This window comes from Telluria antibiotica, assembly GCF_011682055.1.
GTDB classification, from domain to species: domain Bacteria; phylum Pseudomonadota; class Gammaproteobacteria; order Burkholderiales; family Burkholderiaceae_D; genus Telluria; species Telluria antibiotica.
The window spans coordinates 121040-145647 of record NZ_JAAQOM010000005.1; the positions used below are offsets into that span (position 1 = coordinate 121040).

General features: G+C 68.8%; 25 protein-coding genes. 12 read left to right on the top strand and 13 right to left on the bottom strand.

Features of this window, described 5'->3' with window-relative positions:
* From HAV22_RS10040 to HAV22_RS10060, 5 genes are all read left to right on the top strand, one after another.
* A complete protein-coding gene (locus HAV22_RS10040; protein ID WP_166858953.1) occupies window positions 1–309 on the top strand; it encodes a hypothetical protein in 309 nt (102 codons plus the stop codon).
* A 76-nt stretch (window positions 310–385) separates the two neighbouring features.
* On the top strand, window positions 386–940 hold the full coding sequence (locus HAV22_RS10045; RefSeq protein WP_166858954.1) for an NADPH-dependent FMN reductase: 555 nt from the start codon (window positions 386–388) through the stop codon (window positions 938–940).
* A gap of 4 nt (window positions 941–944) precedes the next feature.
* Window positions 945–1364, top strand: a complete 420-nt coding sequence (locus HAV22_RS10050; RefSeq protein WP_229421169.1) for a VOC family protein — start codon at window positions 945–947, stop codon at window positions 1362–1364.
* Window positions 1364–2254, top strand: a complete 891-nt coding sequence (locus tag HAV22_RS10055; protein WP_371869606.1) for an ion transporter — start codon at window positions 1364–1366, stop codon at window positions 2252–2254. Before HAV22_RS10050 ends, HAV22_RS10055 begins: the two co-directional genes overlap by 1 nt.
* A gap of 113 nt (window positions 2255–2367) precedes the next feature.
* Entirely contained in the window at window positions 2368–4305 is a 1938-nt protein-coding gene (locus HAV22_RS10060) for a two-component system response regulator (RefSeq protein ID WP_166858957.1), read from the top strand.
* A gap of 31 nt (window positions 4306–4336) precedes the next feature.
* Here the strand turns inward: HAV22_RS10060 and HAV22_RS10065 are convergent, their stop codons facing one another.
* The 5 genes from HAV22_RS10065 to HAV22_RS10085 form a co-directional block, all read right to left on the bottom strand.
* Window positions 4337–6829, bottom strand: coding sequence for a TonB-dependent receptor plug domain-containing protein (locus tag HAV22_RS10065; protein WP_166858958.1), 2493 nt, complete (start codon window positions 6827–6829; stop codon window positions 4337–4339).
* A gap of 41 nt (window positions 6830–6870) precedes the next feature.
* Window positions 6871–7380, bottom strand: a complete 510-nt coding sequence (locus HAV22_RS10070) for a RidA family protein (protein ID WP_166858959.1) — start codon at window positions 7378–7380, stop codon at window positions 6871–6873.
* A gap of 20 nt (window positions 7381–7400) precedes the next feature.
* Window positions 7401–7796 carry a c-type cytochrome gene (locus HAV22_RS10075; RefSeq protein WP_166858960.1) on the bottom strand — a complete coding sequence of 132 codons (396 nt, stop codon included), beginning with the start codon at window positions 7794–7796 and terminating at the stop codon, window positions 7401–7403.
* On the bottom strand, window positions 7793–9373 hold the full coding sequence (locus HAV22_RS10080; RefSeq protein WP_229421170.1) for a flavin monoamine oxidase family protein: 1581 nt from the start codon (window positions 9371–9373) through the stop codon (window positions 7793–7795). The genes HAV22_RS10075 and HAV22_RS10080 overlap by 4 nt, the downstream gene beginning before the upstream one ends.
* Window positions 9374–9701: 328 nt before the next feature.
* A complete protein-coding gene (locus HAV22_RS10085; protein ID WP_166858961.1) occupies window positions 9702–10460 on the bottom strand; it encodes a hypothetical protein in 759 nt (252 codons plus the stop codon).
* A gap of 223 nt (window positions 10461–10683) precedes the next feature.
* Here HAV22_RS10085 and HAV22_RS10090 point away from each other — a divergent pair, with 223 nt between their 5' ends.
* Window positions 10684–11214 carry a phasin family protein gene (locus tag HAV22_RS10090; protein ID WP_371869595.1) on the top strand — a complete coding sequence of 177 codons (531 nt, stop codon included), beginning with the start codon at window positions 10684–10686 and terminating at the stop codon, window positions 11212–11214.
* Between the two features lie 253 nt (window positions 11215–11467).
* Here the strand turns inward: HAV22_RS10090 and HAV22_RS31505 are convergent, their stop codons facing one another.
* Window positions 11468–11599 carry a hypothetical protein gene (locus HAV22_RS31505; RefSeq protein WP_267874759.1) on the bottom strand — a complete coding sequence of 44 codons (132 nt, stop codon included), beginning with the start codon at window positions 11597–11599 and terminating at the stop codon, window positions 11468–11470.
* A gap of 4 nt (window positions 11600–11603) precedes the next feature.
* Here HAV22_RS31505 and HAV22_RS10095 point away from each other — a divergent pair, with 4 nt between their 5' ends.
* The 3 genes from HAV22_RS10095 (at window position 11604) to bluB (ending at window position 13722) form a co-directional block, all read left to right on the top strand.
* The gene (locus HAV22_RS10095; RefSeq protein ID WP_229421171.1) at window positions 11604–12092 is read left to right on the top strand and encodes an RNA-guided endonuclease InsQ/TnpB family protein; all 489 of its coding nucleotides are present in this window, start codon (window positions 11604–11606) and stop codon (window positions 12090–12092) included.
* 342 nt (window positions 12093–12434) lie between these two features.
* Complete coding sequence (locus HAV22_RS10100; RefSeq protein WP_166858963.1) at window positions 12435–12974, top strand: hypothetical protein; 540 nt, start codon at window positions 12435–12437, stop codon at window positions 12972–12974.
* Window positions 12975–13059: 85 nt separating this feature from the next.
* Window positions 13060–13722 (top strand): 5,6-dimethylbenzimidazole synthase, encoded by a 663-nt coding sequence (gene bluB / locus HAV22_RS10105; RefSeq protein WP_166858964.1) that lies wholly within the window; start codon window positions 13060–13062, stop codon window positions 13720–13722.
* 3 nt (window positions 13723–13725) lie between these two features.
* On the opposite strand, the gene HAV22_RS10110 is transcribed toward bluB, so the two are convergent.
* Window positions 13726–15213, bottom strand: a complete 1488-nt coding sequence (locus tag HAV22_RS10110; protein ID WP_166858965.1) for a DUF5666 domain-containing protein — start codon at window positions 15211–15213, stop codon at window positions 13726–13728.
* A gap of 143 nt (window positions 15214–15356) precedes the next feature.
* On the opposite strand from HAV22_RS10110, the gene HAV22_RS10115 reads away from it, so the two are divergent.
* Window positions 15357–16292: an SMP-30/gluconolactonase/LRE family protein gene (locus HAV22_RS10115; protein ID WP_166858966.1), complete on the top strand. Its 936-nt coding sequence runs from the start codon at window positions 15357–15359 to the stop codon at window positions 16290–16292.
* Between the two features lies 1 nt (window position 16293).
* On the opposite strand, the gene HAV22_RS10120 is transcribed toward HAV22_RS10115, so the two are convergent.
* Entirely contained in the window at window positions 16294–17403 is a 1110-nt protein-coding gene (locus HAV22_RS10120; protein ID WP_166858967.1) for a Gfo/Idh/MocA family protein, read from the bottom strand.
* 252 nt (window positions 17404–17655) lie between these two features.
* On the opposite strand from HAV22_RS10120, the gene HAV22_RS10125 reads away from it, so the two are divergent.
* The gene (locus HAV22_RS10125; protein WP_166858968.1) at window positions 17656–19266 is read left to right on the top strand and encodes a S53 family peptidase; all 1611 of its coding nucleotides are present in this window, start codon (window positions 17656–17658) and stop codon (window positions 19264–19266) included.
* Between the two features lie 3 nt (window positions 19267–19269).
* Here HAV22_RS10125 and HAV22_RS10130 read toward each other — a convergent pair whose 3' ends face one another.
* Window positions 19270–19983, bottom strand: a complete 714-nt coding sequence (locus HAV22_RS10130) for a LytR/AlgR family response regulator transcription factor (protein ID WP_166858969.1) — start codon at window positions 19981–19983, stop codon at window positions 19270–19272.
* A 7-nt stretch (window positions 19984–19990) separates the two neighbouring features.
* Window positions 19991–21046, bottom strand: a complete 1056-nt coding sequence (locus HAV22_RS10135; RefSeq protein ID WP_166858970.1) for a sensor histidine kinase — start codon at window positions 21044–21046, stop codon at window positions 19991–19993.
* A gap of 107 nt (window positions 21047–21153) precedes the next feature.
* On the opposite strand from HAV22_RS10135, the gene HAV22_RS10140 reads away from it, so the two are divergent.
* Entirely contained in the window at window positions 21154–21465 is a 312-nt protein-coding gene (locus tag HAV22_RS10140) for a YciI family protein (protein ID WP_166858971.1), read from the top strand.
* Between the two features lie 3 nt (window positions 21466–21468).
* Here HAV22_RS10140 and HAV22_RS10145 read toward each other — a convergent pair whose 3' ends face one another.
* The 3 genes from HAV22_RS10145 to HAV22_RS10155 all read right to left on the bottom strand — a co-directional run bounded on the left by HAV22_RS10145 (window position 21469) and on the right by HAV22_RS10155 (window position 24594).
* The gene (locus HAV22_RS10145; RefSeq protein ID WP_166858972.1) at window positions 21469–22116 is read right to left on the bottom strand and encodes a dihydrofolate reductase family protein; all 648 of its coding nucleotides are present in this window, start codon (window positions 22114–22116) and stop codon (window positions 21469–21471) included.
* 85 nt (window positions 22117–22201) lie between these two features.
* The gene (locus HAV22_RS10150) at window positions 22202–23170 is read right to left on the bottom strand and encodes an FHA domain-containing protein (protein WP_166858973.1); all 969 of its coding nucleotides are present in this window, start codon (window positions 23168–23170) and stop codon (window positions 22202–22204) included.
* A complete protein-coding gene (locus HAV22_RS10155; RefSeq protein ID WP_166858974.1) occupies window positions 23167–24594 on the bottom strand; it encodes a S1 family peptidase in 1428 nt (475 codons plus the stop codon). Before HAV22_RS10155 ends, HAV22_RS10150 begins: the two co-directional genes overlap by 4 nt.
* Window positions 24595–24608 lie beyond the last annotated feature (14 nt).

A 24608-nucleotide genomic window follows, 5' to 3' on the forward strand; every position in this document is an offset into this window, starting at 1 on the left:
ATGGCGCGCGATCCGTGGGCCTACCGCGACGTGGCCGTCGAATCGGTGGCGGACCCGCGCACGGGCCGGCTGCGCATCAAGCCGATGGCAGGGCAGGCGTACGCGACGTCGATGCGCGTGCAGTGCGCGCGCGGGTTGTCCGACCCCGACCGCTACCCGGCCGGTACGCGCTTCCTCATCCGTGCCAAGCTGACGGACCGCGCGGGCGGGCCGCCGTTCCTGTACGCGTGGCATGGCGACCCGGTGCGGGTGCTGACGCCACGCGAAGTCCGCAGCTTCCTCGACGAATACCGCCGGCGGCGCATCTGAGCAGCGCGCACGGACCCGACGGAAAATCGTTACACTCAGGTCTCCGCAAGACCTCTTCACGACCGAAAGGACCGTCATGGCAACTAGGAAGATTGCAGTGCTCGTCGGCAGCCTCCGCAAGGACTCGTTCACCCGCAAGCTGGCGAAGAGCCTGATGCTCGTGGCGCCGCCCACGCTGGAACTGGAAATCGTCGACATCAGCCAGCTGCCGCTGTACAACCAGGATGACGAGACCGAGACGCCGCCCGTGACCTGGACCGAGTTCCGCGACCGCATCCGCGAGGCCGACGGCGTCCTGTTCTGCACGCCGGAATACAACCGCTCGCTGCCGGGTGCGCTGAAGAACGCCATCGACGTGGGTTCGCGCCCGTACGGCCAGGCCGCGTGGACGGGCAAGCCGTGTGCCGTCGTGTCGAATTCGCCGGGTGCGCTGGGCGGCTTCGGCGCCAACCACGCCATCCGCCAGTGCCTCGTCTTCCTGAACATGCCGTGCATGCAGTCGCCCGAGGCGTACATCGGCGGCGTGGCCGGCAAGTTCGACGGCGACACGTTGAAGGACGACGGCTTGAAGACCTTCCTCCAGCAATTCATGGAATGCTTCGCGACGTGGGTGGAACGCCATGCGGACTGACGCCATGCAAGCCGCCATCACGATCCGCGAAATCGATCACATCGTGCTGCGCGTCGTCGACCTCGCGCGCATGCAGGCGTTCTACGGCGACGTGCTGGGCTGCCGCGAAGTGCGGCGCCAGGACGAGATCGGCCTCGTGCAGCTGCGCGCCGGCAGCTCGATGGTCGACCTGATTCCGATCGACGGCAAGCTGGGCGCCGCGGGCGGCGCGGCACCGGGCAAGGAAGGGCGCAACGTCGATCACTTCTGCTTCCGCGTCGAGCCGTTCGACGAGGTGGTCATCCGCGCCCACCTGGCCGCGCACGGCATCGAGGCGGGCCCGGCCGCATCGCGCTTCGGCGCCGAAGGCGAAGGGCCGTCGATCTACCTGCAGGACCCGGAAGGCAACACGATCGAGCTGAAAGGGCCGCCTACCGCATCATGATGCCGGACGACGACGCGCCACCGAATGTGCCGCCGTACGTGCCGCAATCGCCCGTCGAGTACGGCAAGCCGCCGTCCGGGTGGCGGCGGCGCATGTACGACGTCATCTTCGAGGCGGACACCCCGGCGGGCCGACGCTTCGACGTCGCGCTCGTCATCGCGATCCTGCTCAGCATCCTCGTCGTCGTGCTGGACAGCGTGCCGTGGCTGCACCACGACCACGCCGGGCTGTTGAACGCCCTGGAGTGGGGTTTCACGGCGCTGTTCACGGTGGAGTATGCTGCGCGCATCGCGTGCGTCCAGCGGCCGTGGCGCTACGCGACCGGGTTCTACGGCGTCATCGACCTGCTGGCCGTCCTGCCGTCGTATTTCTCGCTGCTGATGCCGGGCACGGAGCTGCTGCTCGACATCCGCATCCTGCGCCTGTTGCGCGTCTTCCGCATCTTCAAGCTCACGTTGTACATCGAGGAGTACACGCGGCTGGGCGAGGCGCTCGCGGCGAGCCGCCGCAAGATCCTCGTGTTCCTGTCCGTCGTGCTGATGGCGATCCTGATCCTCGGTACGATCATGTACGTCGTCGAGGGCCCGAAGAACGGCTACACGAGCATACCCGTCGCGATGTACTGGGCGACGGTGACGATGACGACGGTCGGCTATGGCGACATCACCCCGCACACGAACCTGGGCAAGGCGATCGCGTCGTTCATGATGCTGCTGGGCTGGGGCATCCTCGCGGTGCCGACGGGAATCGTGACGGCGGAGATGACCTTGCGCCACGGCGCGGGCCGGCAAGATTCGTCGCGCCCAGGACGCACGTGCGCCGCCTGCGGCAGCCGCGGCCACGACGCCGATGCCAGGTTTTGCAAGGATTGCGGGGCGGCGCTGTCCTGAAACGGCGTGAAACGCCACACAGCCTTTCTTGCTGGTTGCCGTTGTTTCAGGATTTGCTAGAATCTAGTTACAAGCGTATGTCCCTGCGAATCGATTGTCAGTGGACCAGTTCAATGATGACGACCTCAGTCGTGCCACCGGAAGCGGGCACCCCGACCGTCCTGATCGTCGACGATACGCCCGCCAACGTGGGGATCCTGGTCGAGTACCTGGAGGATCGTCAGGTCCGGGTGGCCGTCGCGCAAGAAGGCGAGGAGGGACTGGCGCGTGCCGAATTCGTCCAGCCCGACCTGATCCTGCTCGACGTGATGATGCCCGGCATGGACGGGTTCGAGACCTGCCGCCGCCTGAAGGCGTCGGCCGCCACGCGCGACATCCCCGTGATTTTCATGACGGCCCTCACCGAGACCCCCGACAAGCTCGCGGGCTTTGCGGCGGGTGGCGTCGACTACGTCACCAAGCCGTTCCAGATCGACGAGGTGTGGGCGCGCGTGACGACGCACCTCGCCCTGCGCAGCGCGCGGAAGCGCCTGGCCGAGCAGAATACGCAGCTGCAGCGGGAGATTGCGCTGCGCCGGCGCGCGGAAGCCGATTTGCAGGCCGCCAACGACCTGCTCGAAGCGCGCGTCGCCGAACGCACGGCCGAACTGGTCAGCACGAATGCCCGCCTGGAACAGAAGATCGCCGACTACAACCAGGCCGAGCGCCGCATCGATTTCATGGCGCACCACGATGCGCTGACGGGGCTGCCGAACCGCCTGCTGCTGGAAGACCGGATCAACCAGGCGATCGCCCAGGCGCGCCGGCACCAGGAAGAAATGGTCGCGCAGCTGCACATTGACCTCGACCACTTCAAGACCATCAACGACTCGCTCGGCGAACGCATCGGCGACCGCCTGCTGCAAGCCGTCGCGGCGCGCCTGCAGGAATGCACGCGCGAAGGCGACAGTCTCGGCTGCCTGGGCGGCAACGCGTTCGGCATCTGCCTCGCCGCGCTGCGCAGCAGCAACGACGCAGCGCTGGTGGCCAGCAAGATCCTCGAATCGCTGAGCCGGCCGTTCGACGTCGAGGACCACGAGCTGCACCTCACCGCGAGCATCGGCGTCGGGCTATTCCCCTCGGACGGCGGCGACGCCGCCGCGCTGCTGCGCGCCGCGAACGCCGCGATGTACAAGGCCAAGCAGACTGGCCGCGGCAACTACCAGTTCTTCACGGCCGCGCTGCACGAAGCGGCGAAGCGGCGGATGGCGACAACGAACCGCCTGCGCCAGGCGCTCGCCCACGACGAGTTCTGCGTGTACTACCAGCCCCAGGTCGACATGGAAAGCGGGCGCATCTTTTCGGCGGAAGCGCTGCTGCGCTGGACCCCGCCCGGCAAGGCGCCGCGCTCGTGCGTCGACTTCATCGCCATCGCGGAAGAGACGGGCATCATCGTGCCGATCGGCGAATGGGTGCTGCGCCAGGCGTGCGCCCAGCTCAAGCGCTGGCGCGAGGGCGGCCATCCGGACATGCGCATCGCCGTCAACCTGTCGGCCCGCCAGTTCACCCAGGCGAACCTGACGGAGTTCGTGGCCCAGGTGCTGCAGGAGACGGACATCCCCGCCGACGCGCTGGAACTCGAGCTGACGGAAAGCCTCACCATGCAGCCCAGCGACGACAACCTCGCCGTGATGCACCGGCTGAACAACATGGGGGTGCAATTGTCGATCGACGACTTCGGCACCGGCTATTCGAGCCTCGCCTACCTGCAGAACTTTCCCATCCACGCCCTGAAGATCGACCGTTCGTTCGTCATCGGCATCAACGAGGAAACGCACGATGCCGCGATCGTCACCGCGATCATCGCGATGGCCCACAGCCTGCACCTGAACCTCATCGCGGAAGGCGTCGACCGTCCCGAGCACGTCTCGTTCCTCACTGCGCACGGCTGCCTCGCCGCGCAGGGCTATTACTACAGCCAGCCCGTCCCGGCCGACGTCATGACGGGGCTGCTGAACCAGCGCAACCTGGTGCCGAACGGCGACGGGAAGGTCGGGGCGACCGTGCGCTAGGCGGCGGCGCCCGACCGGCACGGCCGCGGCGTCAGAACTTGAAGCCCAGCCGCGCGTAGTAATAGCCGCCGTTGATGCCGAACGGCGAGAACGACGGGTACACGGTGACGGCGCCGTTGTCCAGGTTGGCGCGTTGCTCGGCCAGCAGGCCCGCGTTGACGTGGTCCGGATACTGGTTGAACAGGTTGTTCGCGCCCACCGACAGCATCCACGCCTTCGTGACCTGGTAGCTGACTTCCAGGTCCGTGATGGCCGTCGGCTTCACTTCCGTCTTGTAGTACGTGGCGCCGTCCGACGACTGCAGTTCCGACGACCGGCCATAGAACGCTTCGCGCGCGCTGACGGTCCACGGGCCCGACTTCCAGAGTGCGCCCAGGTTCACGCGCACGCGCGGCGACGCCGTCTCCAGGTCCGAGATCGCCGTGGCGTCCAGCAGGGTCTGCGGCTGCAGTTGCGCGGGTGCCTGGTTGATCTTGATGACCTCGACCTTGTTCCAGTTCGCGGCCAGCGACCAGTCGACCTTGCCGTAGCCGCCGTAGCTGCTGTTCAAGGTGGCGACGAATTCCAGGCCGCGCGAGCGCGTGTTCACGGCGTTCGAGAAGATGTTGATGCCGGTCTGGACGACCGTCGGGTCGAGTGCGTTGCCGTTGGCGATGATCGCGGCCGTGACGGCCGGCGAGTTCACGGCGCCGCCGGAACCGTACAGCGAACCGGAGCCGACGATGCGGTCGCGGATCGTGATCTGGTAGGCGTCCAGCGTGATCGCGGCGTTCGCGGACGGGTTGATGACGATGCCCGCGCTGATGTTCGTCGACGCCTCCGGCCGCAAGCCGTTCACGCCCACGAGCCGGGCGCCCGGCGAGTTCGGCGCCAGCTGCACGAACGCGCTGCGCGGCGACACGTTCGTCGCCGAATAGTATTCCTCTGCCAGGGTGGGGGCGCGGAAGCCGTTCGAATACGTGGCGCGCACGCCGACGACGGGCGAGAAGTCGTAGCGGCTCGTCAGCTTGCCGACCTTCGCGTTGCCGAAGTCGCTGAAGTGCTCGTAGCGGCCCGCCAGGTCGACCGTCCATCCGGCGACCGGCTGGCCCGACACGTCCACGTACGCCGCTTTGTTCGTGCGGCTGTGCTTTCCGGCATCCGTCAGGGAGAAGCCGGGGAACGATTGCGCGCCTTCCTTGTAGCGCGAGCCCGGGTCGCCGGCGCCGATCTCGTACTCGTCGCGGCGGTGCTCGAGGCCCAGTGCGAAGTTCAGCGGCGTGGCCCAGCCAGCGTCGAACTCGTGGTTCAGGTCGAGGTTGTTCGTCCACTGGCTCGCGACGAACTTGCCGGCGTAGAAGTCGAGCGGCGTCGAGCCCGTGTCCGCGAACAGCGACACGTTGCCCGAATGCGCGACACCCAGCTTCGCCTCGTCGCGGCCGTAGGTGCTCGACAGGTCCCAGTTCCACGTGCCTGCCAGCTTGCCCTTGATGCCGGCCGTGAACGCGTAGTCGTTTTCCTTGAACGTCTCCTGCGGCGAGAAGCCGAGCGGGTAGATCGCGGGCAGGCGGTTCGGCATGCGGTAGTTCTCGAACGCGGCCGCCTTCTTGTGGCCGTACGTGGCGAAGCCATACAGCGTGAGGTCGGGCGAGAAGTCGGCACCGAAGTTGGCGGCAACGATCTGCTGGCGGTATTGCGCGTCGCCGGAGATGTGGTTCACGTTCGGGTAGCCCGGCGCGTCCTTCAGCTGCGGCATGTCGGCCAGCTTGCCGGGGTCGATGACGCGCGGGTCGATGCCGCCGCGGTCGGAAAAGCCGTGGTACTTCGTTTCCGCCGTGAGGCTCAGGTAGGCGTCCGCGAACGGACTCAGGCCGATGTTGGCGCTGGCATCCCCGGTGCGGCCGCCGCCGTCGCCGTAGCCGCCGCCGCTGACGTTGCCCGTGATGCCGCGGTAGTTCGACTTGAGGATGATGTTGACGACGCCCGCGATCGCATCCGTGCCGTACTGGGCCGCGGCGCCGTCCTGCAGCACCTCGATGTGATCGATGGCGCCGACGGGAATGTAGTTCAGGTCCGCCGCCGCGCCGCCCTGGTACGGCCCCCCGAGCACGGCGAGGTTCGACGTGCCGTGGCGGCGCTTGCCGTTGACGAGGACCAGCGTGTTGTTCGGCGACAGGCCGCGCAGCCGCGCCGACAGCGTCATGTTGGCCATGTCGCCGCCGAATGCCTGCGCCGTCAGCGAGGGTAGGTTCTGCGCGAGCGCCTGGATCAGGTCCGGCTGGCCCGTGCGCTGCAGCGACGTCGTGTCGAGCACCTGGATCGGCGACGCGCTGTTCTCGACCTTCAGGCCCGTCGCGCGGGTGCCCGTGACGATCACGACGCCCGTGTTGAGCGGACCGGCTTCGGCGGCGGCCGGTGCCGCGGCGGGTGCGGCGGGCGCGGCGGCGTCAAGCGGCGCCTTGTCGTCTTCCGCGCCGATGGCGGCCCCGAGACCGCAGGACAGGACGCCGGCGGCGACGCCGGCATGGAGGATGGCCTTGTGCATGTAAACCCCTTGTCAGGACAACGTGTGATGAATGGATGCGATTATTTTTTTGCGGCCACGACTTCGATCTCGACGAGCCAGCCGGGATTCGACAGGCCCGCCACCTGGATCACGGCGCGCGCCGGCAGGTTCGGTTGCGCACCGCCGAAGAACTGCGTGTAGCCCTCCATGAAGCCGGCGACGTCGGCGCGGCCGTTCTTGCCCGGGTCGCCGACGAGGAAGACCTGCATCTTGACGACGTCGCCCATCGCCAGGCCCATGCCGTGGAGGATGTCCTTGATCTTCGTGAGCACGCCGACGGTCTGCGTCTTCGTGTCGCCGAACGCGGCGAGCGAATTCGGGTCGGCCGCCTTGTCGACGGCGGGCGGCACCTGGCCGCTGATGAAGTGCAGCGTCGTCCCAGGCGGCAAGGTGACGGCCTGCGCAATCGGGAAGTCGGACTGGGGAATCTTGTGGCGCACGATGCCTGGCGCGGCGGCCGATGCGCACAGGGGCAGGGCGCAGGCCAGCGCGAAGGCGGCCTGCTGCAGGGGGCGGGGGATGGTCTTCATGGATCCTCTCGTGTGATGAATCAATGCTTGTTGCCGAAGCGGTCGTGCGACGCGGGCGCGACGCCGAGCGCGGCGCGCGTGCCGGCGACGTCCTGCTCCGTGACGGGCGGTGCGTCGTTGCCCCAGCTGGTCCGGACGTGGGTCAGCACAAGGGCGATCTCGCCGTCGTCGAGGCTCCCGGAAAAGTCCGGCATGCCGCCGCGTCCCTTCAGCAGCACCGTGGCCACGGCGGCGGGATCGCCCTGCACGAACGCGTTGCCGGCGAGGGCGGGAAAGGCGCCGGGGATGCCGCGCCCGGTGGGCTGGTGGCAGGCCGCGCAGTTCTTCGCGAACAGGCTCTTGCCGTCCATGGGCTCCGCATGGCCCAGCGCGGCGCTTGCCGCGAGCACGGCGGCGATGACATGTCGTGGGGTCATGCGCTTGCCCTCCGGTGCAGTTCTTCGATCTGCAGCCAGGCCGATTCGATGGCGCCGGCCTGCCAGCCCGTCAGGTAGCTCATGTGCTCGCCGGCGAGCAGCACGCGGCCTTCGCCCGCCAGCAAGGTCGGATACGCCTGCGCGCGGCCCGCGTCGTCCCACTCGGCCCAGCCGCCCAGGTTGTACTTGACGCGGTGCCAGGCGACGGAGAATGCGGACTCGAACGAAGCGCGGTACGGCGGAAAGATCTTCTCGCCGGCGCTCACGGCGAACTCCGCGCGCTCCGCGGGCGACAGCGCGCTCACTTCGATGGCGTCCAGCGCGTAGTGGTAGTAGCCGAGCAGCACGCCCTTTTTCGACTGCCATCCGGACGACGGCAGCGAGATCGTGTTGACGGCCTTCAGGTCGGTGAGGACGTGCCCGCCGTAGATCTGGTCGTCCTCTTCCCAGAAGCGGCGCTTCATCTGCAGGCCGATCTTGCCGACGGGCGCATACGACACGGCCTTCAGCGCGCCCTTGAAGCCGTCCGAGAAATCCGCGTCGATGGTGCGCAGCACGGACAGGGGGATCGTGCACAGGCAGTAGTCGGCCGTGACTTGCGACACGGCGCCGCTGCTCGCGTCGCGGACGGTGACGGTGACCTGGCCCGGCGACTGCCGGATCGACTGCACTTCCGCGCCGTAGCGGATCGTGCGGCCCAGGCGCTTGGCGAAACCGTGCGCGATGCGGTCCATGCCGCCCACGGGCTGGAACATCGTGGCGTGCATGGGGAACTCCTGCACGGCGCTGTAGACCTTGCCGACCTTGGACGCGAGCAGGTCGCGGAAGCCGAGCGGATCGGCCAGGCGGCCCGGTTTCAGGCCCGCGCCGGGCGGCTCCGCGTAACCCGCGCCGTTGCGGCCCCGGTAGACGAGGTCTTGCGCGGACAGCGCACCTTCGTGCGCGAGGTAATCGAGCAGCAGGCGCTGGTCGTCGGCCGTCAACGCCGTGTCGAGGCGCTGCGCCTGCACGGACTTGGCCAGCAGTTCCGCCACGTGGCCGCGCAGGTCGGCCTTGACTTGCGCGGGCCGCAGCCGCTGTTTCGAGAACGGACCGGCATCTTCCATGTAGACCCAGGCGTGGTCGTTGTCGTTGACCATCACCTCGAGCGGGATGCCGAACTGCTTCGTGTAATACAAGGTCGACTGGTGGTCGAGCGGGATGCGCCACGGTCCGTGGTTGATGTAGAGACCGTCGTCGAAGCGGCACGTCTGCGCCTCGCCACCCAGTTCCTGCAATGTGAACCCCTTGCGGGCCGTCTGGCAGCGCCCGCCCGCGAAAGGCCGCGCTTCGAGCACGTCGACCTGGTAGCCGAGTTTGCCGAGTTCATAGGCGGCCGTCATGCCGGCCAGGCCCGCGCCGAGGATGACGACCTTCTTGCCCTTGCCGCTGCCGCTCAGCGCCGGCGGCGCGCTCACGCGCGAGGCGATGCCCATGCCCCAGGCGTTCATCGTACCCAGCACCAAGGCCGACCCGCCGACCGCGGCGGCCCGGTAGAGGAATTCGCGTCGCGTCAGCGACTGTGTGAAACGTTTCATCCGCCCCCCTGTTGGTTTTCGCAGAAACTTGTCTGTCACTTGAGTTTCAGCAATACCCATGCCAGCCGGATGCGGTAAACGGCGCAAATTGTCGTGAAAAATAAAGTGTGTTTCTGCTGTTGTCGAACGTCAGCTTGGCGTAAGCGCTTGGCGTCGAATAAAGTTCGTTTTGCGGCGGAAGTCAGCCGGCGCGACCCGCACGACAGGACGCCGGCTGCGCACACTTTGTTTTTTGGCGATCAGACTTTGTTTTATCGACCGTGCCCAGGGGATGGCGCAGCGCCAGATGGTGCGCTGCACCATGCTGGTCCGGCCCGCACTGGATTGGCTAGGGAAGAAAGGTATGCTGCACCGCAACGGTCGCGCGCCGAGGGCCGGCTACGCCGTCCTTGTCCAGCCAGTAGCTGAACTGGCCGAAGCTGGGCAGGTCGGCGGGCGGTCGGTCGCGGTAATAATCCTGCAGCATCAGCCGGTACGCGGCGCGGCGCGAGAATTCCGGGTGCGTGGCGGTGTAGCGCGCGACGGCCGCGCGGAAGGTGGCGCGCATCGCGGCGTCCGTGTTCAGACCGGGATGGTCGCCCGACTTGCGCGGGCGGCCCCGCTTGACGCCCGCGTTGGCCGCACGGGTCTTGCCGCGCGCGCCGGAATTGCCGTAGTCCGGCAGCAGCGCGTCGATGGTCTGGCCCCGTTCCCAGAACCGGCGCAGGTAGCGCAGCACGCTCTGCCGCGACACGCCGCGGTCCGCCGCGCAGTCCGCCACCAGCGCGGTCCTTGCGCGCCGCTCGTACAGCGCGGGCACGTGGGCCTGCAGGCTGGCGACGATGTCCCAGGCCTTCGCCTGCAGCTCGCGGTATTTCTGCGGCATTTGCGCGGATGGGGCGGGCGCCGCGTACGGGTCGTCGGGCAGCAGCCTGGCGCGCCCGCCGAGCACGTCGTCTGCCAGGACCTGCAGCGCGACGGCCCGGGGCTGGCTGTGTGCCTGGCCCAGTTCGAACGCGTAGGCGAGCGCGCGGTCGGGGGCGATCCACAGGATGCGGATCAGGCGCGTCGGGCCGGCATAGCGGATCACATCGTTGGGCAGAAACATGGGCAGCTCCCGGATGAATTCAGGAACTTGAACTCATGCAAATATCGCGCCAGCGATTCGCGCGCGCGACGGGCAATCGCGGCACGATTAGTCCAGATCAAAGGTGGGCGGCCCTGCCACCGTAGTCTTGGAGCTCCGTGCCGCGGCGCATGCGGCGGGCCGTTCACCCCCTATTTTTGCGAGGCTAACCATGTATCCATTTCCACAGGCGATAGCTCCAGCAGTGAAATCCCACATCGATGCGCAGGCCGCATTCCTGAACGACATGTCGAAGTCGCTGTTCGCATCGTTCCAGCAGATGTGCGACCTGAACATCCAGCTGGTGCAGACGATGCTGGAGGAAACGACGTTGGCGAGCAAGCAGGTGCTGAGCGCGGACCGCCAGTCCGAGCTGCTGAGCGCCGCCGCGTCGCGCGCGCAGCCCACGGCGGACAAGCTGCGCGCCTACCAGCAGCACATCGCACGCCTGGCGGCCGACGCCCAGGTCGAGCTGGCGCGCGTGGCGGAGCAGCACGTGCAGAACACCTCCCGCACCGCGCGCGCCCTGGCCGACGAGGTGGCGCGCGACGCGACGGAGCAGACGGAGCGCGGCCTGCGCGCCCAGGAGGAAACCGCGCGTCAGTTCACCGATCCGTTCGCGCGGGGCGGTAATGGCGCTGCCCAGCCGCAAGGCGCGTCCCGGCAGCACATGCCGCCGGGCGGCCAGCCGGCGGCGGGGCAGGGCGGGCAGCAGCGATCCGCCACCACGCACTGAGGCTGGCGCAGCCGGTCAAGCGGGCTCGGCGCCGGCCGACGCTCCGACGGTCGGCGCGGCCGGGCATGCGCGGCCGCCGGAGCCACCGTCGCGCGCGGGCCGAGGCCGAACAAGGGCGCAGCACCGGCATGCGGCGCACGATCTCGAAGCCAGTGAAGCCGCCCACCGTCACGAGCACGACGGGGAGCGCGGCTTCGAGGCCCGGCGCGCGATCCGAGGGCTTGAGCGCATGGGCCAGCACGACGATCAGCGTCTAATGCAGGATGTAGACGGCGAGGATGGCCCCGGTCAGGTAGCGCCGGGCGGGGCCGTCGCGGTCCAGGTGCAGGGGGGCGAAGCCGCAGGCCGCCAGGGCAGCGGCCGGGATCGTTGGCCGTATCGCCAAGGGCATGCGTTTGCATGCATCGACGAACCTGACCAAGGGCGCGCTGGCCCTGGCGCGGCTGCAGGCACGCATCGCGCGCGTGCGCCGCGACTTCACGCACAAGCTCACGACGCGCCTCTGCCGCGAGAACCAAACGGTGGTGATCGAGGATCTGAACGTGCGCGGCATGCTGGCCAATGCGCGCCTGGCGCGCGCGATCGCCGACGTCGGGTTGTACGAATTGCGCCGCCAGCTGCAGTACAAGGCCGCTCGCTACGGCACGCACATCGTGCTGGCCGAGCGCTGGTACCCGTCCAGCAAACTGTGTTCGGGCTGCGGTATCCGCAACGGGGTGCTGGCGCTGGGCGAGCGCACCTGGACCTGCGCCGGCTGCGGCGCGCAGCACGACCGCGACGTGAACGCCGCCATCAACCTGCAACGGCTCGCCACCGGCGCCCCCGCGGCGCGCACGGCGCTGCCGCCGGTCCCGGGCCGGTGGGAGGCGGGGAAGTGACGCCTGTCAGGCACGAGCACGGTCAGCAGGACGGCTCGGGGCAGGAAGAGAACGCTGTGCACATTTGCACCCGTAATCGATAGCGGGAAGAATGCGATGATGCGCACCCAGTCGAGGAAGTGATAGCGCGGCAGCGGTGCCGCAGCGGTGAGGCGTGCGTGCGGAGAGTGGTCATGGCGGGCGTCCGTGGTTGATCGATGACGGAACAACGCCAGACTAGGACCGGCCCCGCGCCCGCGCGAGCGGAGTGGGGCGAGCCGGACGGTCGTGGCCGGAGGCCGTTGACACGCCTACGTAATAATTGCTTCGTAGAATTATTTCGTTCCCGTCCGCAGGTCCGCCATGTCCCTCGAATCCGCCAGCCGCACCGCCGCGTTGCACGACGTCGTGTATGCCAAGACTGCGAAAGGCCGCAGCGAAGTCGCGTCGCGCGGCATGGGCCTGAACGGCCGCCAGCGCACGGTCCTCATCCTCCTCGACGGCCACAAGCCGTGTGGCGCGCTGGCGCCGCTGATGCCGGCGGGGCAGGTAGCGGACATCGTCGGGCAATTGCTGGTGCTGGACTTGATCGAGCCCCGTGCGGCGGATGGCGGCATTCCCGCGCCGCAGCCGCAGACGGCGCCAGCGACGCCGCCCGGCGAGCACGACGCGCACGTCGCCCAAGTCAAGCGCTACATGGTGCAAACGGCGCAAGCCCACCTGGGCCTCCTCGCCGCGGAGGTCGTCGCGCGGATCGAGCGCACGAACGATGCGGACCAGTTGCGGGCCGTCGTCGGCTACTGGCACATGGCGCTGCAAGATGCAAAGGATGGCCGCGCGACGGCTGGCGCACACCTGGAGCACGTGCGCGCGGCCTTGCGCGACGCGGGTGTCGCGGCCTGAGCCGGCGGGCTTGCCGCGCGCGCAGGCCGTCCCGTACACTGCGCATCCCGTACAACCGCCGACTCAACCGTTCCCCGTCACGACCATGAATCCCCATGCCTTCCCGCCGTCCGAAATCGACGGCGTCTACCGCGCCATCCGCACGCGGCGCGACATGCGCCATTTCCTGTCGACGCCGCTCGAGCCTGGCCAGCTGGAACGGTTCGTCACGGCGGCGCACCAGGCGCCCAGCGTGGGGCTCATGCAGCCCTGGCGGTTCATCCGGATCGCCGACCGCGACCTGCGCCGCCGTATCCACGCAGGCGTCGAGGAGGAGCGCGTGCGCACCGCGAACGCGCTCGGCCAACGCTCGGCGGACTTCATGCGCCTGAAGGTCGAGGGCATCCTCGAGTGTGCGGAAGTGGTCGTCGTCGCGCTGATGGACAAGCGCGAGCCGTACGTGTTCGGGCGGCGCACGATGCCGCACATGGACCTGGCGTCGGCATCGTGCGCGATCCAGAACTTCTGGCTCGCGGCGCGTGCCGAAGGCATCGGGGTGGGGTGGGTGTCGCTGTTCGATCCCGAGCGCATCCGCGCGCTGTGCAAGATGCCCGACGGCAGCGAGCCCATCGCGGTGTTGTGCGTGGGGCACGTGGCCGAGTTCTATCCCGCGCCCATGCTCGAGGCGGAAGGCTGGGACAAGCGCCACCCGGTATCGGCCATGATGTATGTCGACACGTGGGAGACGCCTGCCGCAGCGGATGGCTGAACGTCAGTCGTGCTGGCCGACGATCTTGATGGCGTGCAGCACACCGCCGCTGTTCGTGCCTTGGACTTCCAGCTTCTTGCCGGCGAGCGCGTCGGCGGTGGCGTCGCGGAACAGCGTCACATCGCTCCACTGGACGTTGAGCGTTTCCTTCTCCGTCGTCAAGGCGAAGGTTTTCGCCGTCGTGTCGACCTTGCTCGCGGTGCCGACGCGCGCCAGGATCGCGTGCGCGTCACCCGCTTTTTCGCACGTGATGGCGCTCGCCTTGACCTGGCCGGTTGCACTCAGCACGCCCGTCACCTCGACCTGCAAGGTGTTCGCGAGCTGGGCGGTGCCGCAGGTCGCGGCATCGAGCGTCAGGCCCGTCGCATCGACCTGCACGTCGCGCACGGTGAAGCTCGCCGCCGACACGAAGTTGGCCACGCTGCCGTGCAGCTCGACCTGCTTGTCCTTGCTCTGCTCGGCGCCGCGCAGCACGACGGTCGTGGCCTTCAGCGTGCCGTCGGTGCCGTACGAACCTTTCACCACGACATAGCCATTGACCTTCAGGTCCGCAAACGACTTGCCGGCCTGGTCGTACGTGGCGCTGGACAGGTCGACCTTGACGCCGTTGATGGTGATAGTCTTCGCGCCCGCGTCGACTGCCGAGATGGCGCCGCCCAGCTCGGAATCCTTCGCACCGGCTTCCGCCTTGTGGTCGCGCACCTTGACGACGGTCGCCTTCACCGCGGTGCCGGCGGCCACCGTGCCGAGCGGAATGGCCAGGTGCACGCCGACGCCGTTCGCGAGCGTGGCGCCGGCCGGCAGCACCTTGGCCGTGCCGTAATCGACGAGCAGGCTGCCGACCTGGAACGTGTGGGCCGACGTCGACAGATTGGCCACGAGGCCGTCGACGTGGTCCGCGGTGTCGGCCGTCGCGCCCGCCTTTTCGATGCGCGTGGCCTGCACCGTCGCCTTGCCCGTTGCATCCGTCTTCGCGATGCCATGCACCTCGATGCGGTCGCCCACTTGTACGGCCGACAGCGATGCATAGCCTTCGAGGATCGTCACGGGGCCCGCCGTTGCGTCCGTGTTCACGGCGACCGTCTGGCCGGCCACGGTCAGCGTGCCGGCCGTCGTATCGACCGCGGACACGGCGCCTTCGACTTCGGCGACGACGCGCACCAGCGTCGCGACGAGTTGGCCGTCATGCTGGACCTCGACGTGCTGGCCCAGTTTCAATTCCACGTGCTGCACGGTGCCGTCGTCCAGTTCCTTGCCGGCAGCGACGGTGGAATCGTCGATGCGCACGCCGTCCACGATCACGCTGCCGAAGCCCGTCACCGTGCCGGCGACCGTCGAGACGCCGGCCGTGACCGGCGCCGGCGTCGGTGCCGTGGCGACCGGTGTGGACGTCGCGCTGCTGCCCCCTCCGCCGCCGCCACAGGCAGAGAGGACGGCGGCGGCCATGGCCGCGAGGACGAGGTAAGAGGGAATATGGGACCGCTTCAGCATGGAATGTCTCCTGTGGGTATCGAGAATCGAACTCGACTATAAACATTTCTGTACGGCAATAACATTACGGCCGATTCATGCGTTGTATGTATGCCACATTGCGCTACAATCAATTTCTCCAACCATCGAACGAAAGACCTCGCATGCCCAACCCAGTCCGCCGTCTCCGCATCGTCACCCTGCTCGCGCTGTTGCACGGGGCCGCCGTCCACGCGGCACCCGCCTGCGGCCCGGCCCCGTCCGGCGAGCTGCGCGCGGAGCGCGTCGCGGCAGTGCAACCGTCGCGCAGCGAGTCCGGTTTGTACGAGGGGCCCGTGTGGATCAAGGATGCGCTGTATTTTTCCGATTTCAGCCTCGTGCCCGGCTACCCGTCGCGCGTCCGCAAGCTGGATCTGGACGGCCGCGTGACGACGGTCATCGAGGACAGCGGCAGCAATGGTCTCGCCGTCGACGCGCACGGCGACCTCGTCGCGGCCACGCACAAGTACAAGGCCCTGTCGCGCTATGCGCTCGCGGACGGCCAGCGCGCCACGCTCGCAGGCACGTACCACGGCGCCGTGTTCAATTCGCCGAACGACGTCGCCATCGCCAAGGACGGGACGATGTATTTCACGGATCCGGATTTCCAGAAGACGGCGGCGCCCGGCGGCCAGCCCGTCACGGGCGTGTACCGCGTGGGCACGGACGGGACGGTGACCCTCGTCGACGGCAGCCGGCCGAATCCGAACGGCGTCTCGCTGTCGCCGGCCGGCGACGTGCTGTACGTGAACGCGGGCGACGGCATGTTGCGCGCCTACCCGATCGTCGATGGCGTGCCGGGGGCAGGGAAGGACATCGTGCGCGGGCTGGAGATCCCGGACGGCATGGCCGTCGATTGCCACGGCAATCTCTACGTGGCCGAGCACACGGCCAGGCGCGTGCGCGTGTTCACGCCGCAGGGCAGGGAGCTGGCGACGATCCGCACGGACGCCAACGTCACGAACGCCGCGTTCGGCGGCGCGGACGGCACGACGCTGTACCTGACGGGCGCCGGCGCCATCTGGCAGGTCCGGCTCGGCGTCACGGGATCGCCTTACTGAATCAGGCCTTGAGCACGACGCGCTTTTTTTCGCGCGCCGAGCGGTAGATCCCCTCGATGATGCTCAGGTCGCGCAAGCCTTCCTCGCCGCCGACGATCGGTTCGCGGTCGTGCAGCACGCATTGCGCCATGTGATCGAGCTGGCCCGCCCATTGCGTGGCGCCGGGGCCGGGCGGCGGCGTGACTTCCTTCTCGCGGCCATTGCCGATCCACATCCGGTTGCCGTAGTAGCCGGTCGCCGGTTCCATCTCGATGCGGCCCTTGTCGCCCATCAGCAGGATGTGGTTCTGGTTGGCGCTGTACATCGACATGCACGAGCCGATCACGCCGGACGGGAATTCCAGCTGGAAGCCGATCCTGTCCTCCACTTCGCGAAAGCGCGGATCGTTGCGGTCCGTCGTTTCCTGGGCGTACACGGCGACCGGCTCCTCGCCCGTCATGTAGCGGGCCGCGTTGAGGGCGTAGATGCCGATGTCCATCATCGACCCGCCGCCCGCCAATGCCTTCTTCAGGCGCCAGGCATTCGGATCGTTGAACGTGAACCCGTGCTCGGAGCGGAAGTAGCGCAGCTTGCCGATCGCGCCCGCGCGCGCGAGGCGGACGGCTTCCAGGTTGTACGGCTCGAAGTGGCAGCGGTAGCCGATCATGAGCTTCTTGCCGGCCTGGCGGCAGGCGGCGATCATCGCCTCGCACTCGGCCGACGACACGGCCATCGGCTTTTCGCACAGCACGTGCTTGCCGGCCTTGGCGGCGCGGATCGTGTACTCGGCGTGCATAGCTACGGGCAGGCAGACGTAGACGATGTCGATGTCAGGGTTGTTGCGGATCTCGTCGTAATTGTCGTAGTGGTAGATGTTCTTGTCCGGGACACCGTATTCCTGCGCCACCCGCTTCGCCTTGGCCGCATCGCCGCTGACGAGCGCGACGAGGCGGCTGTTCTTGCAGTTCTTGAATTGCGGGATGATGACGCCCAGGCCGTACGAGCCCAGGCCCACGATCGCATACCCCAGCTTGCGGTCCGGCGGGGCCGCCCATGCCAGGTCGCCCATCGCACCCGCCGCCAGCGCACCGCCGGCGGCGAGAACCACGCCACGCCGATTCTTGTTGAACATCACGTCTCCTTCTTGTTGTTTGGTCTGGAACAGTCCGCCGCGGGCTGGAAATGTTAGCGCTCACGGTAGCGTTGGCATTGTAGTACGAAACCGCCTTCCCGCAGGCATGGTTAGCGCCAATCAATAGGCGCGTCGACGGGGCGCGCACACTGATAGATGGTGAGCGGCAAGCGCGGTGCCGTCGCCGTTCGACATCCGTATTGACGAACCCCGGTCCGGTTCGACGCCGGCCATCTTCCAGTGAGGTGAATCATGGTCAAACTCCAGGGCAGCGTGCCCCCCCTAAGTGCCGACATGCGGTCGCTCGGACCGGCGCCGGCCGACGAACGCTTCGACGTCACCGTTCTCGTGCGCCGCCGCGCGTCGCTGTCGGCCGATCTGCTGGCGCCCCATGCGCAGGGCGGCGGCCGCAGCTACCTCACGCGCGCCGAGTTCGCCGCGCGCCACGGCGCCAGCGATGCCGACCTCGACGCCGTCGCCGCGTTCGCGCAGCGGTCCGGCTTCGTCGTCGTCGAACGCCGGCCTGCCGCACGCAGCATCGTGCTGTCCGGTACGGCGGGCCAGATGGCGGCCGCGTTCGGCACGGCGATCGAGCGGGTCGAGCACAGCGCCGGCATCTCGCGCCGCCGCACGGCGCCCGTGCACGTGCCGCCCGAGCTGGACGGCATCGTCGAAGGCGTGTTCGGCATCGAGGACGTGCCCATCGCGCGGCCGCACTTCAAGTTTTCGCGAGACTCGGCGCAGGCGGCGCTGGTGGCGTCGATGCCGGCCGGCGCCATGCCGGAAGCGCAGGCGGCGGGCGGCTACACCGGCGTCGACATGGCGCACCTGTACGATTTCCCGCCCGGCCTGGACGGCAGCGGCCAGTGCATCGCCATCATCGAACTGGGCGGCGGCTACCGCACGACGGACCTGAAGGCGTATTTCAAGAGCCTGGGCATGCAGGCGCCCAGCGTCACTGCGGTGTCCGTCGACGGCGGCAAGAACAGCCCGTCGCTGCCGTGGAGCGCGGATGCCGAGGTCATGCTCGACATCGAAGTGGCGGGTGCCGTCGCCCCGAAGGCGCACATCGCCGTGTACTTCGCGCCGAACAGCGAGCAGGGCTTCGTCGACGCGATCGCCGCCGCCGTCCACGACGACGTGAACAAACCGTCCGTGATCTCGATCAGCTGGGGCGCGCCGGAATCGGACTGGACGGAACAGGGCCTCGCCGCGATGGACGGCGCATTCCAGGCCGCCGCGGCGCTGGGCGTGACGGTGTGCTGCGCGGCGGGCGACGCGGGCGCCGGCGACCAGAACCCGGACAACGGCACGCCCGACGGCCGCGCGCACGCCGACTTCCCCGCGTCGAGCCCGCACGTGCTGGGCTGCGGCGGTACGCGCCTGACGGCCACCGGCACGACGATCACCAGCGAGACCGTGTGGAACGACGACCCGACGAGCAGCGCGACGGGCGGCGGCGTCAGCGACGTGTTCGACCTGCCGTCGTGGCAGGCGGGCGCCGGTGTGTCCGCGTCCGTGAACCCGGGCGGGCGCGTCGGCCGCGGTGTGCCGGACGTGGCGGGCAACGCATCGCCGGCGACGGGCTACCGCGTGCGCGTCGACTTCATGACGTACACGATCGGCGGCACGAGCGCCGTCGCTCCGCTGTGGGCGGGCCTTGTCGCGCTGTTGAACCAGAAGCTGGCGCAACCGGTCGGCTGGCTCAACCCGCTGCTGTACGGGCCGCTGGCGGGCAGCGGCGCCATGCGCGACGTCACGAGCGGCGACAACGGCGGCTATGCGGCGAAGGCCGGCTGGGATGCGTGCACGGGCTGGGGCGCGCCCGTCGGCACGCGGTTGCTGGCGGCGCTGGAAGGCTGAAGGTCACAACCGCGCCAGCACGTCGGCGCGGTACTGGCGGCTGCACGGTACGCGTGCGCCGCCGCGCAGCAGCAGCTCGCCGTCGCCCTTGTCCAGGGTGACGACCTGCTCGATCCACGGTACGGCCACCGCGGCGCGCCGGTGGCAGCGTACGAAACCGCTGCCGAGCCGGTCGACGAGCCCGGCCAGCGTCTGGCGCAGCATTGGGCTGCCGGTGGCCGTGTGCAGCACGACGTAGTTGTCGGCCGTCTCGATCCACTGGATGTCCGCGACGCGCACGACGCGCGTGACGCCGCGTTCGCTTACCAGCAATTGCTCGAGCGGAGCGGGCGGCAGCGCGGCGGCGCGGCCGTCCGGCTGTGTCTCGAGCCGTTTCTTCAGGCGCGCCAGCGCGCGTGCGAGGCGGGCGCCGTCGTAGGGCTTGAGCAGGTAGTCGATGGCGTCGAAATCGAACGCCTGGGCCGCATAGCGCTCGTACGCCGTGACGAACACGACGAGCGGCGCCGGTTCCGGCAGCGACGCGGCCAGTTCGATGCCCGACAGCTCCGGCATCTCGATATCCAGCAGCAGGGCGTCCGGGCGGAAGCTGGCGATGCGGTCCAGCGCCTCGATGCCGTCGGCCGCTTCCTCCACGGCCGCGACGCCGTCCTGCTGCGCGAGCAGGTGCCGCAGCTTCGCGCGCGCGGGACGCTCGTCGTCGACGATCAGCAGGCGCATGCAGCCCTCAGCACGGGAGCCTCAGTTCCGCGCGCACCCCGCCCTGCGGACGCGGCGCCAGGTCGAGCCGCGCCGCGTCGCCGTACAGCGCCTGGATCCGCGCCCGCAAGTTCGACAGGCCGATGCCGCCAGGGCGCTCGGACGCCGCCAGCTTGCCCGCGTCATCCTCGACGCCGAGCACGAGCTCGCCGCCGTCGCGCCGGGCATACACGTCGATATGCGTCTGGCCGCGGCGCCGCTCGACGGTGTGCTTGAACACGTTTTCCAGCAGCGGTTGCAGGCTCATCACCGGGACCTCGCGGTCGAGCAAGGTGTCGTCGACCTGCCAGGCGATGTCCACGCGGTCGGCGAAGCGTTCCGCCATCACGTCCGCGTACCCGCGCGCGAGGCGCAGTTCGGTCGCCAGCGGGGCGGCATGGCGGTCGCCCAGCGCCAGCGTCTCGCGCAACACGTCGGCCAGCTGGGCCAACGTGGCGTCGGCGCGCGCGGGGTCCGTCCAGATCAGCGACGACACCGTGTTCAGCGCGTTGAACAGGAAGTGCGGCTGCATCTGCTGGCCGAGGCGTTGCAGCTGGGCCTGGCGCAGCAGGGTGGTCGACCGTTCCGCGCGCAGCCGCGCGTCGAGCAGCGCGCGGTAGGACTGGACGCCGAAGCGGATCGAGATGAACAGGCCGAAGAAGATCGTGATCTTCATCGACTCGTACAGGAACAATCGCGGCACGGGATCGTGGTAATACGTTTCGCCGACGAGTGCGTACACGGCATCGCGGATGCCGAAGGCGAGCGGCACGAACGCGATCCAGTACATCGGAAGCCAGCGCGCCTGGCGCGCGAACCAGCGCGCCGGGCTGCCGAGCAGGTGGTCGTCCGCGTGCGACCAGCGCAGTTGCACGAAGGCGAGCACGCTGATGACGAGCGCCGACGAACCTTCCCACAGCAGCGGTTTCCAGATGGCGTGACTGTGTTCGTTGCGCATGAAGTCCTGCACGGCGACGAGCATCATCAGGATCCAGAACAGGATCCAGGCGACGATGAAGACGGCATTGCGGCGTAGGAAGGTCATGCGCCGATGATCGGCCATCCTTGCCGGCTTGTCAAAAGGCATGGGTGCGGCATCGGCGCGGCGGTTCTGCTAACGTCGAGCCGAACAAACCATCACAGGAGCAAGCCATGGAACGTTTCCTGTTCGTGTACCACGGCACACCGGGCCCCGATGCCACCACCCGGCACGACCTGTCGCGCTGGGCCGCATGGTTCGACAGCATGGGCTCGCGCGTCATCGACCGCGGCAGCCTCACGCACAGCGCCGTCGAAGTGCCGCGTCGGCTGCTGGGGCCGAAGGAATCCGCCAGCTCGCTGTGCGGCTATTCGATCGTCGAGGCGGCGGATTTCAACGAGGCCGTCGAGATCGGCGAGCGCTGTCCCATCTTCGACGAGGATGGCTCGGTCGAGATCGCCAGGCTGACGATCCCGCTGACCTAGCGTTCAGCCCCGGCTCAATACCACGTGCGTGGCCGCCGCCGTCGGCACGTGCTCGGTGCAGGAGAACCCGAGCGCCGGCAAGTCGATCCCGGCCAGCAGCGCCTCGCCCTCGCCCAGCAGGACGGGCGAGATGGCCAGGTGCATTTCGTCCACCAGGCCGGCCTGCAGGTACTGGCGGACGGTCGATACGCCGCCGCCCAGCCGGATGTCCTTGCCGTCCGCGGCCGCGCGTGCGCGCGCCAGGGCCGCGTCGATGCCGTCCGTGACGAAGTGGAACGTCGTCCCGCCTTTCATGGCGAGCGGGGCTCTGGCGTGGTGCGTGAGGACGAACACGTCGCAGTGATAGGGCGGCTCGTCGCCCCACCAGCCTTTCCAGCTGTCGTCGGGCCATGGGCCGCGCACGGGCCCGAACATGTTGCGGCCCAGGATCCACGCGCCGATATTGTCGAAGCCGCGCGCGGCGAAATCGTCGTCCGGGCCGTCGCTGCCTTTCGATTCGTTGCCCAGCATGCGCTGGAAGGTGCGCGTGCCGCGGAACCACTGGTGCAAGCCGCCGCCGCGTTCCCCCATCGGGTTCTCCAGGCTCTGGTTCGGGCCGGCGCCGTAGCCGTCAAGGGAAATGGAAAAGCATTGGACTTTTAATCTGGACATCGCTGGTCTCCTGTGGGGCGGGACGCGGACTGCGCCCCCGTTCCGACGACGAACGGGGCGGGCCGCTTTCGACAACGCCGCGCGTTCAATCGTCGATATCGTCATCGCCCGGCTTGCGCCCGCGGCTGCGGTCGAGCGGGCCCTTCATCGCTTCCACGCCGCGCATGAATTCGTCCAGCCCGTGGTCGGGGCTCACTCGGACGGTTGGCGGCATCAGTACCGCCATATACAGTTCGTCGGACACGCGCCCCGTGCGCTGGATATTGCCGGCAAGGATCAAACTCGAGCATAGCACGGCGAGACCGGCGCAGATCCAGCGGTAGCGCATGCGGTTCTGCGGCCGGATCGTGCACAAGTGAAAATAGACGGCGCCGGCCACCAGCACGACGGCGACGTGCGACGCGTAGTGCGTAAAGGCTTCCGCGGACAACGCGTAGGCGAGCGTGCTGCCGAGCAGGACGTAGGCGGCAAGGGCCGCGATGCCGCAACCGAACACGAACAGGTGGCGGCCCAGGCGCGCGTGGCGTGCGAACAGGCGGTTGGCGCACGCCCAGGCGCCGCCCCACAGCAGCGCGACGGCGAGGCCGGCGGCCAGCGCCTCGGCGTAGCGTGCACCTTCGAACAACGAGGCGTCGGCCAGCCAGCGCGCGAGCAGCGCGACGGCGCCCGCGAGCAGCAAGCCCAGCGCGCCCGGCGGCACGCCTTCCCAGCCGTGGAACGTGCGGTCGACGAGTTCCGGCGCGACGGGCCAGTCGGCCGCGCGCACGCGCAGCGCCGTGTGGCCGATGCGCGCGACGGTGTCGCCGGCCAGCGCGACGTCCTGCACGCGCCGGCCGCGCACGACGATGCCGTTGCGGCTGCCGAGGTCGCGCAGCACGAGGCGTCCGTCCGCATCCGGCTCGACGACGGCGTGGCTCGGTGCCGCGTAGTCGTCGTCGAGGATCACGTCGTTCGCGTAGCCGCGCCCGATGCGGATGGGGAGCGTGTCCACGCAGTGGCGCTGCAGCACGTCGCCGTTGCGGGCGAGCAGCTCGACGTACCAGGGCCCGTTCATTTCACGCGGCTGCGCCCGAGCGCAGATAGGAAGGCGCGCGTCGTGCGCACACCGTTTTCGTAGGAGACGCCGGCGAGGTCGAGGCGGCTCTGCAGGCTGGCGTGCGCATCGTCCGTGCTGGCGGCCAGCAGGGTGAAGTTGTACAGGCCCGCGAACTTGCGGTAGGCGCGCACGCACGTGACGGCGCGCACGGGCAAGGTCGCCGTCTGCACGAACATCTCCGTGCATGCGGGGCGCGTGAGGCGTGTGTCGCGGCCGGGGCCGATGCGGTCGACGCGGAAGCTGCCGCTCGCCAGCACGGCGAATTGCAGCGGGTGCAGCGACGTCGAGCGCAGCACCTGGTGCGTCATCGACACGTGGCCCGTCTGCTGCGAGTCCGACACGTACACGGCCGCCTCCATGGCGCAGCTGACGGCATCCAGCGTGTACTCGGCCTCGGCGCGGAAATTCGAGCGGCCCCAGCAGCGCAACTGCTGCGATTCGCGCACGGGCACCTGGTACGGTCCCATCGTGCGCAGCGACAGCGGTTCGGCCAGCAGCCGGTCGATCAGCGCGCGCTGGTGCGCGAGCAACTGCTGGCCGATCAGCGGGTTGAAGTTCTTCGGCGGCCGGGTCTGCGCCGCGGCCTTGGCCAACAATTCCCGCGCGTACTTCACGGGCACGAGAAAGCTGACCAGTTCGCCGTCGCGGCGCTTGGAGACGTTCACGCCCGCCACGACGCCGGACGCCGTCACGCTGGGCCCGCCGCTCATGCCCGAGTTGATGGGCCCGGTAAAAATCAGTTGCTCGTAGAAGCTGCGCGTGACGATGCCGTTGTACGCGCCTTCCGAGATGGCGAAGCCGAGGTCGAGCGGATTGCCGAGCGAATACAGATATTGCCCCTGCGCGAGTTTCACGGGTTTGTCCGGCACCTTGAAGAAGCCGGTGCCGTTGCGGTTCACGCGCACGACGGCCAGGTCGTGCAGGACGTCCACGGCGAGGAGTTCGACGGGGCCGCTCTTGCCGTCCGTGTCGACGTATTCGCCCACGTAGACGTCGGGGTCGAGCGCCATCTGCGACACGACGTGGTAATTGGTCAGCACGAGGTCGCTCGTGCCGACGAGGAAGCCGGAGCCCACGCTGGACTGGCTGCGGCCGTTCCTCAGCAGCATGCGGATCTGCAGCAGGTCGGCCTTCGCGGCGGAATACAGGGTCTGCGCCGCGCTGGACGGCGTGGGCAGCGCGGTCGTCTCGTCCGTCTCGCCGGGGCCGGGGGCGGGCGGCGTCGTCGCGGGCGGCGTGGCCGGGGGGATCACGAGCGGCGGCTGCGGCGCCGGTGTCGCCGCGCGCTGGCCGGCCTTGCCCGCGGCGATGGCGAGCGGGACGGCCGCGGCGCCGATGACGGCGGCGGCAAGCAGCACGCGGGTGGCAGACGGGAGGCGCATGCCCCCATCTTGCC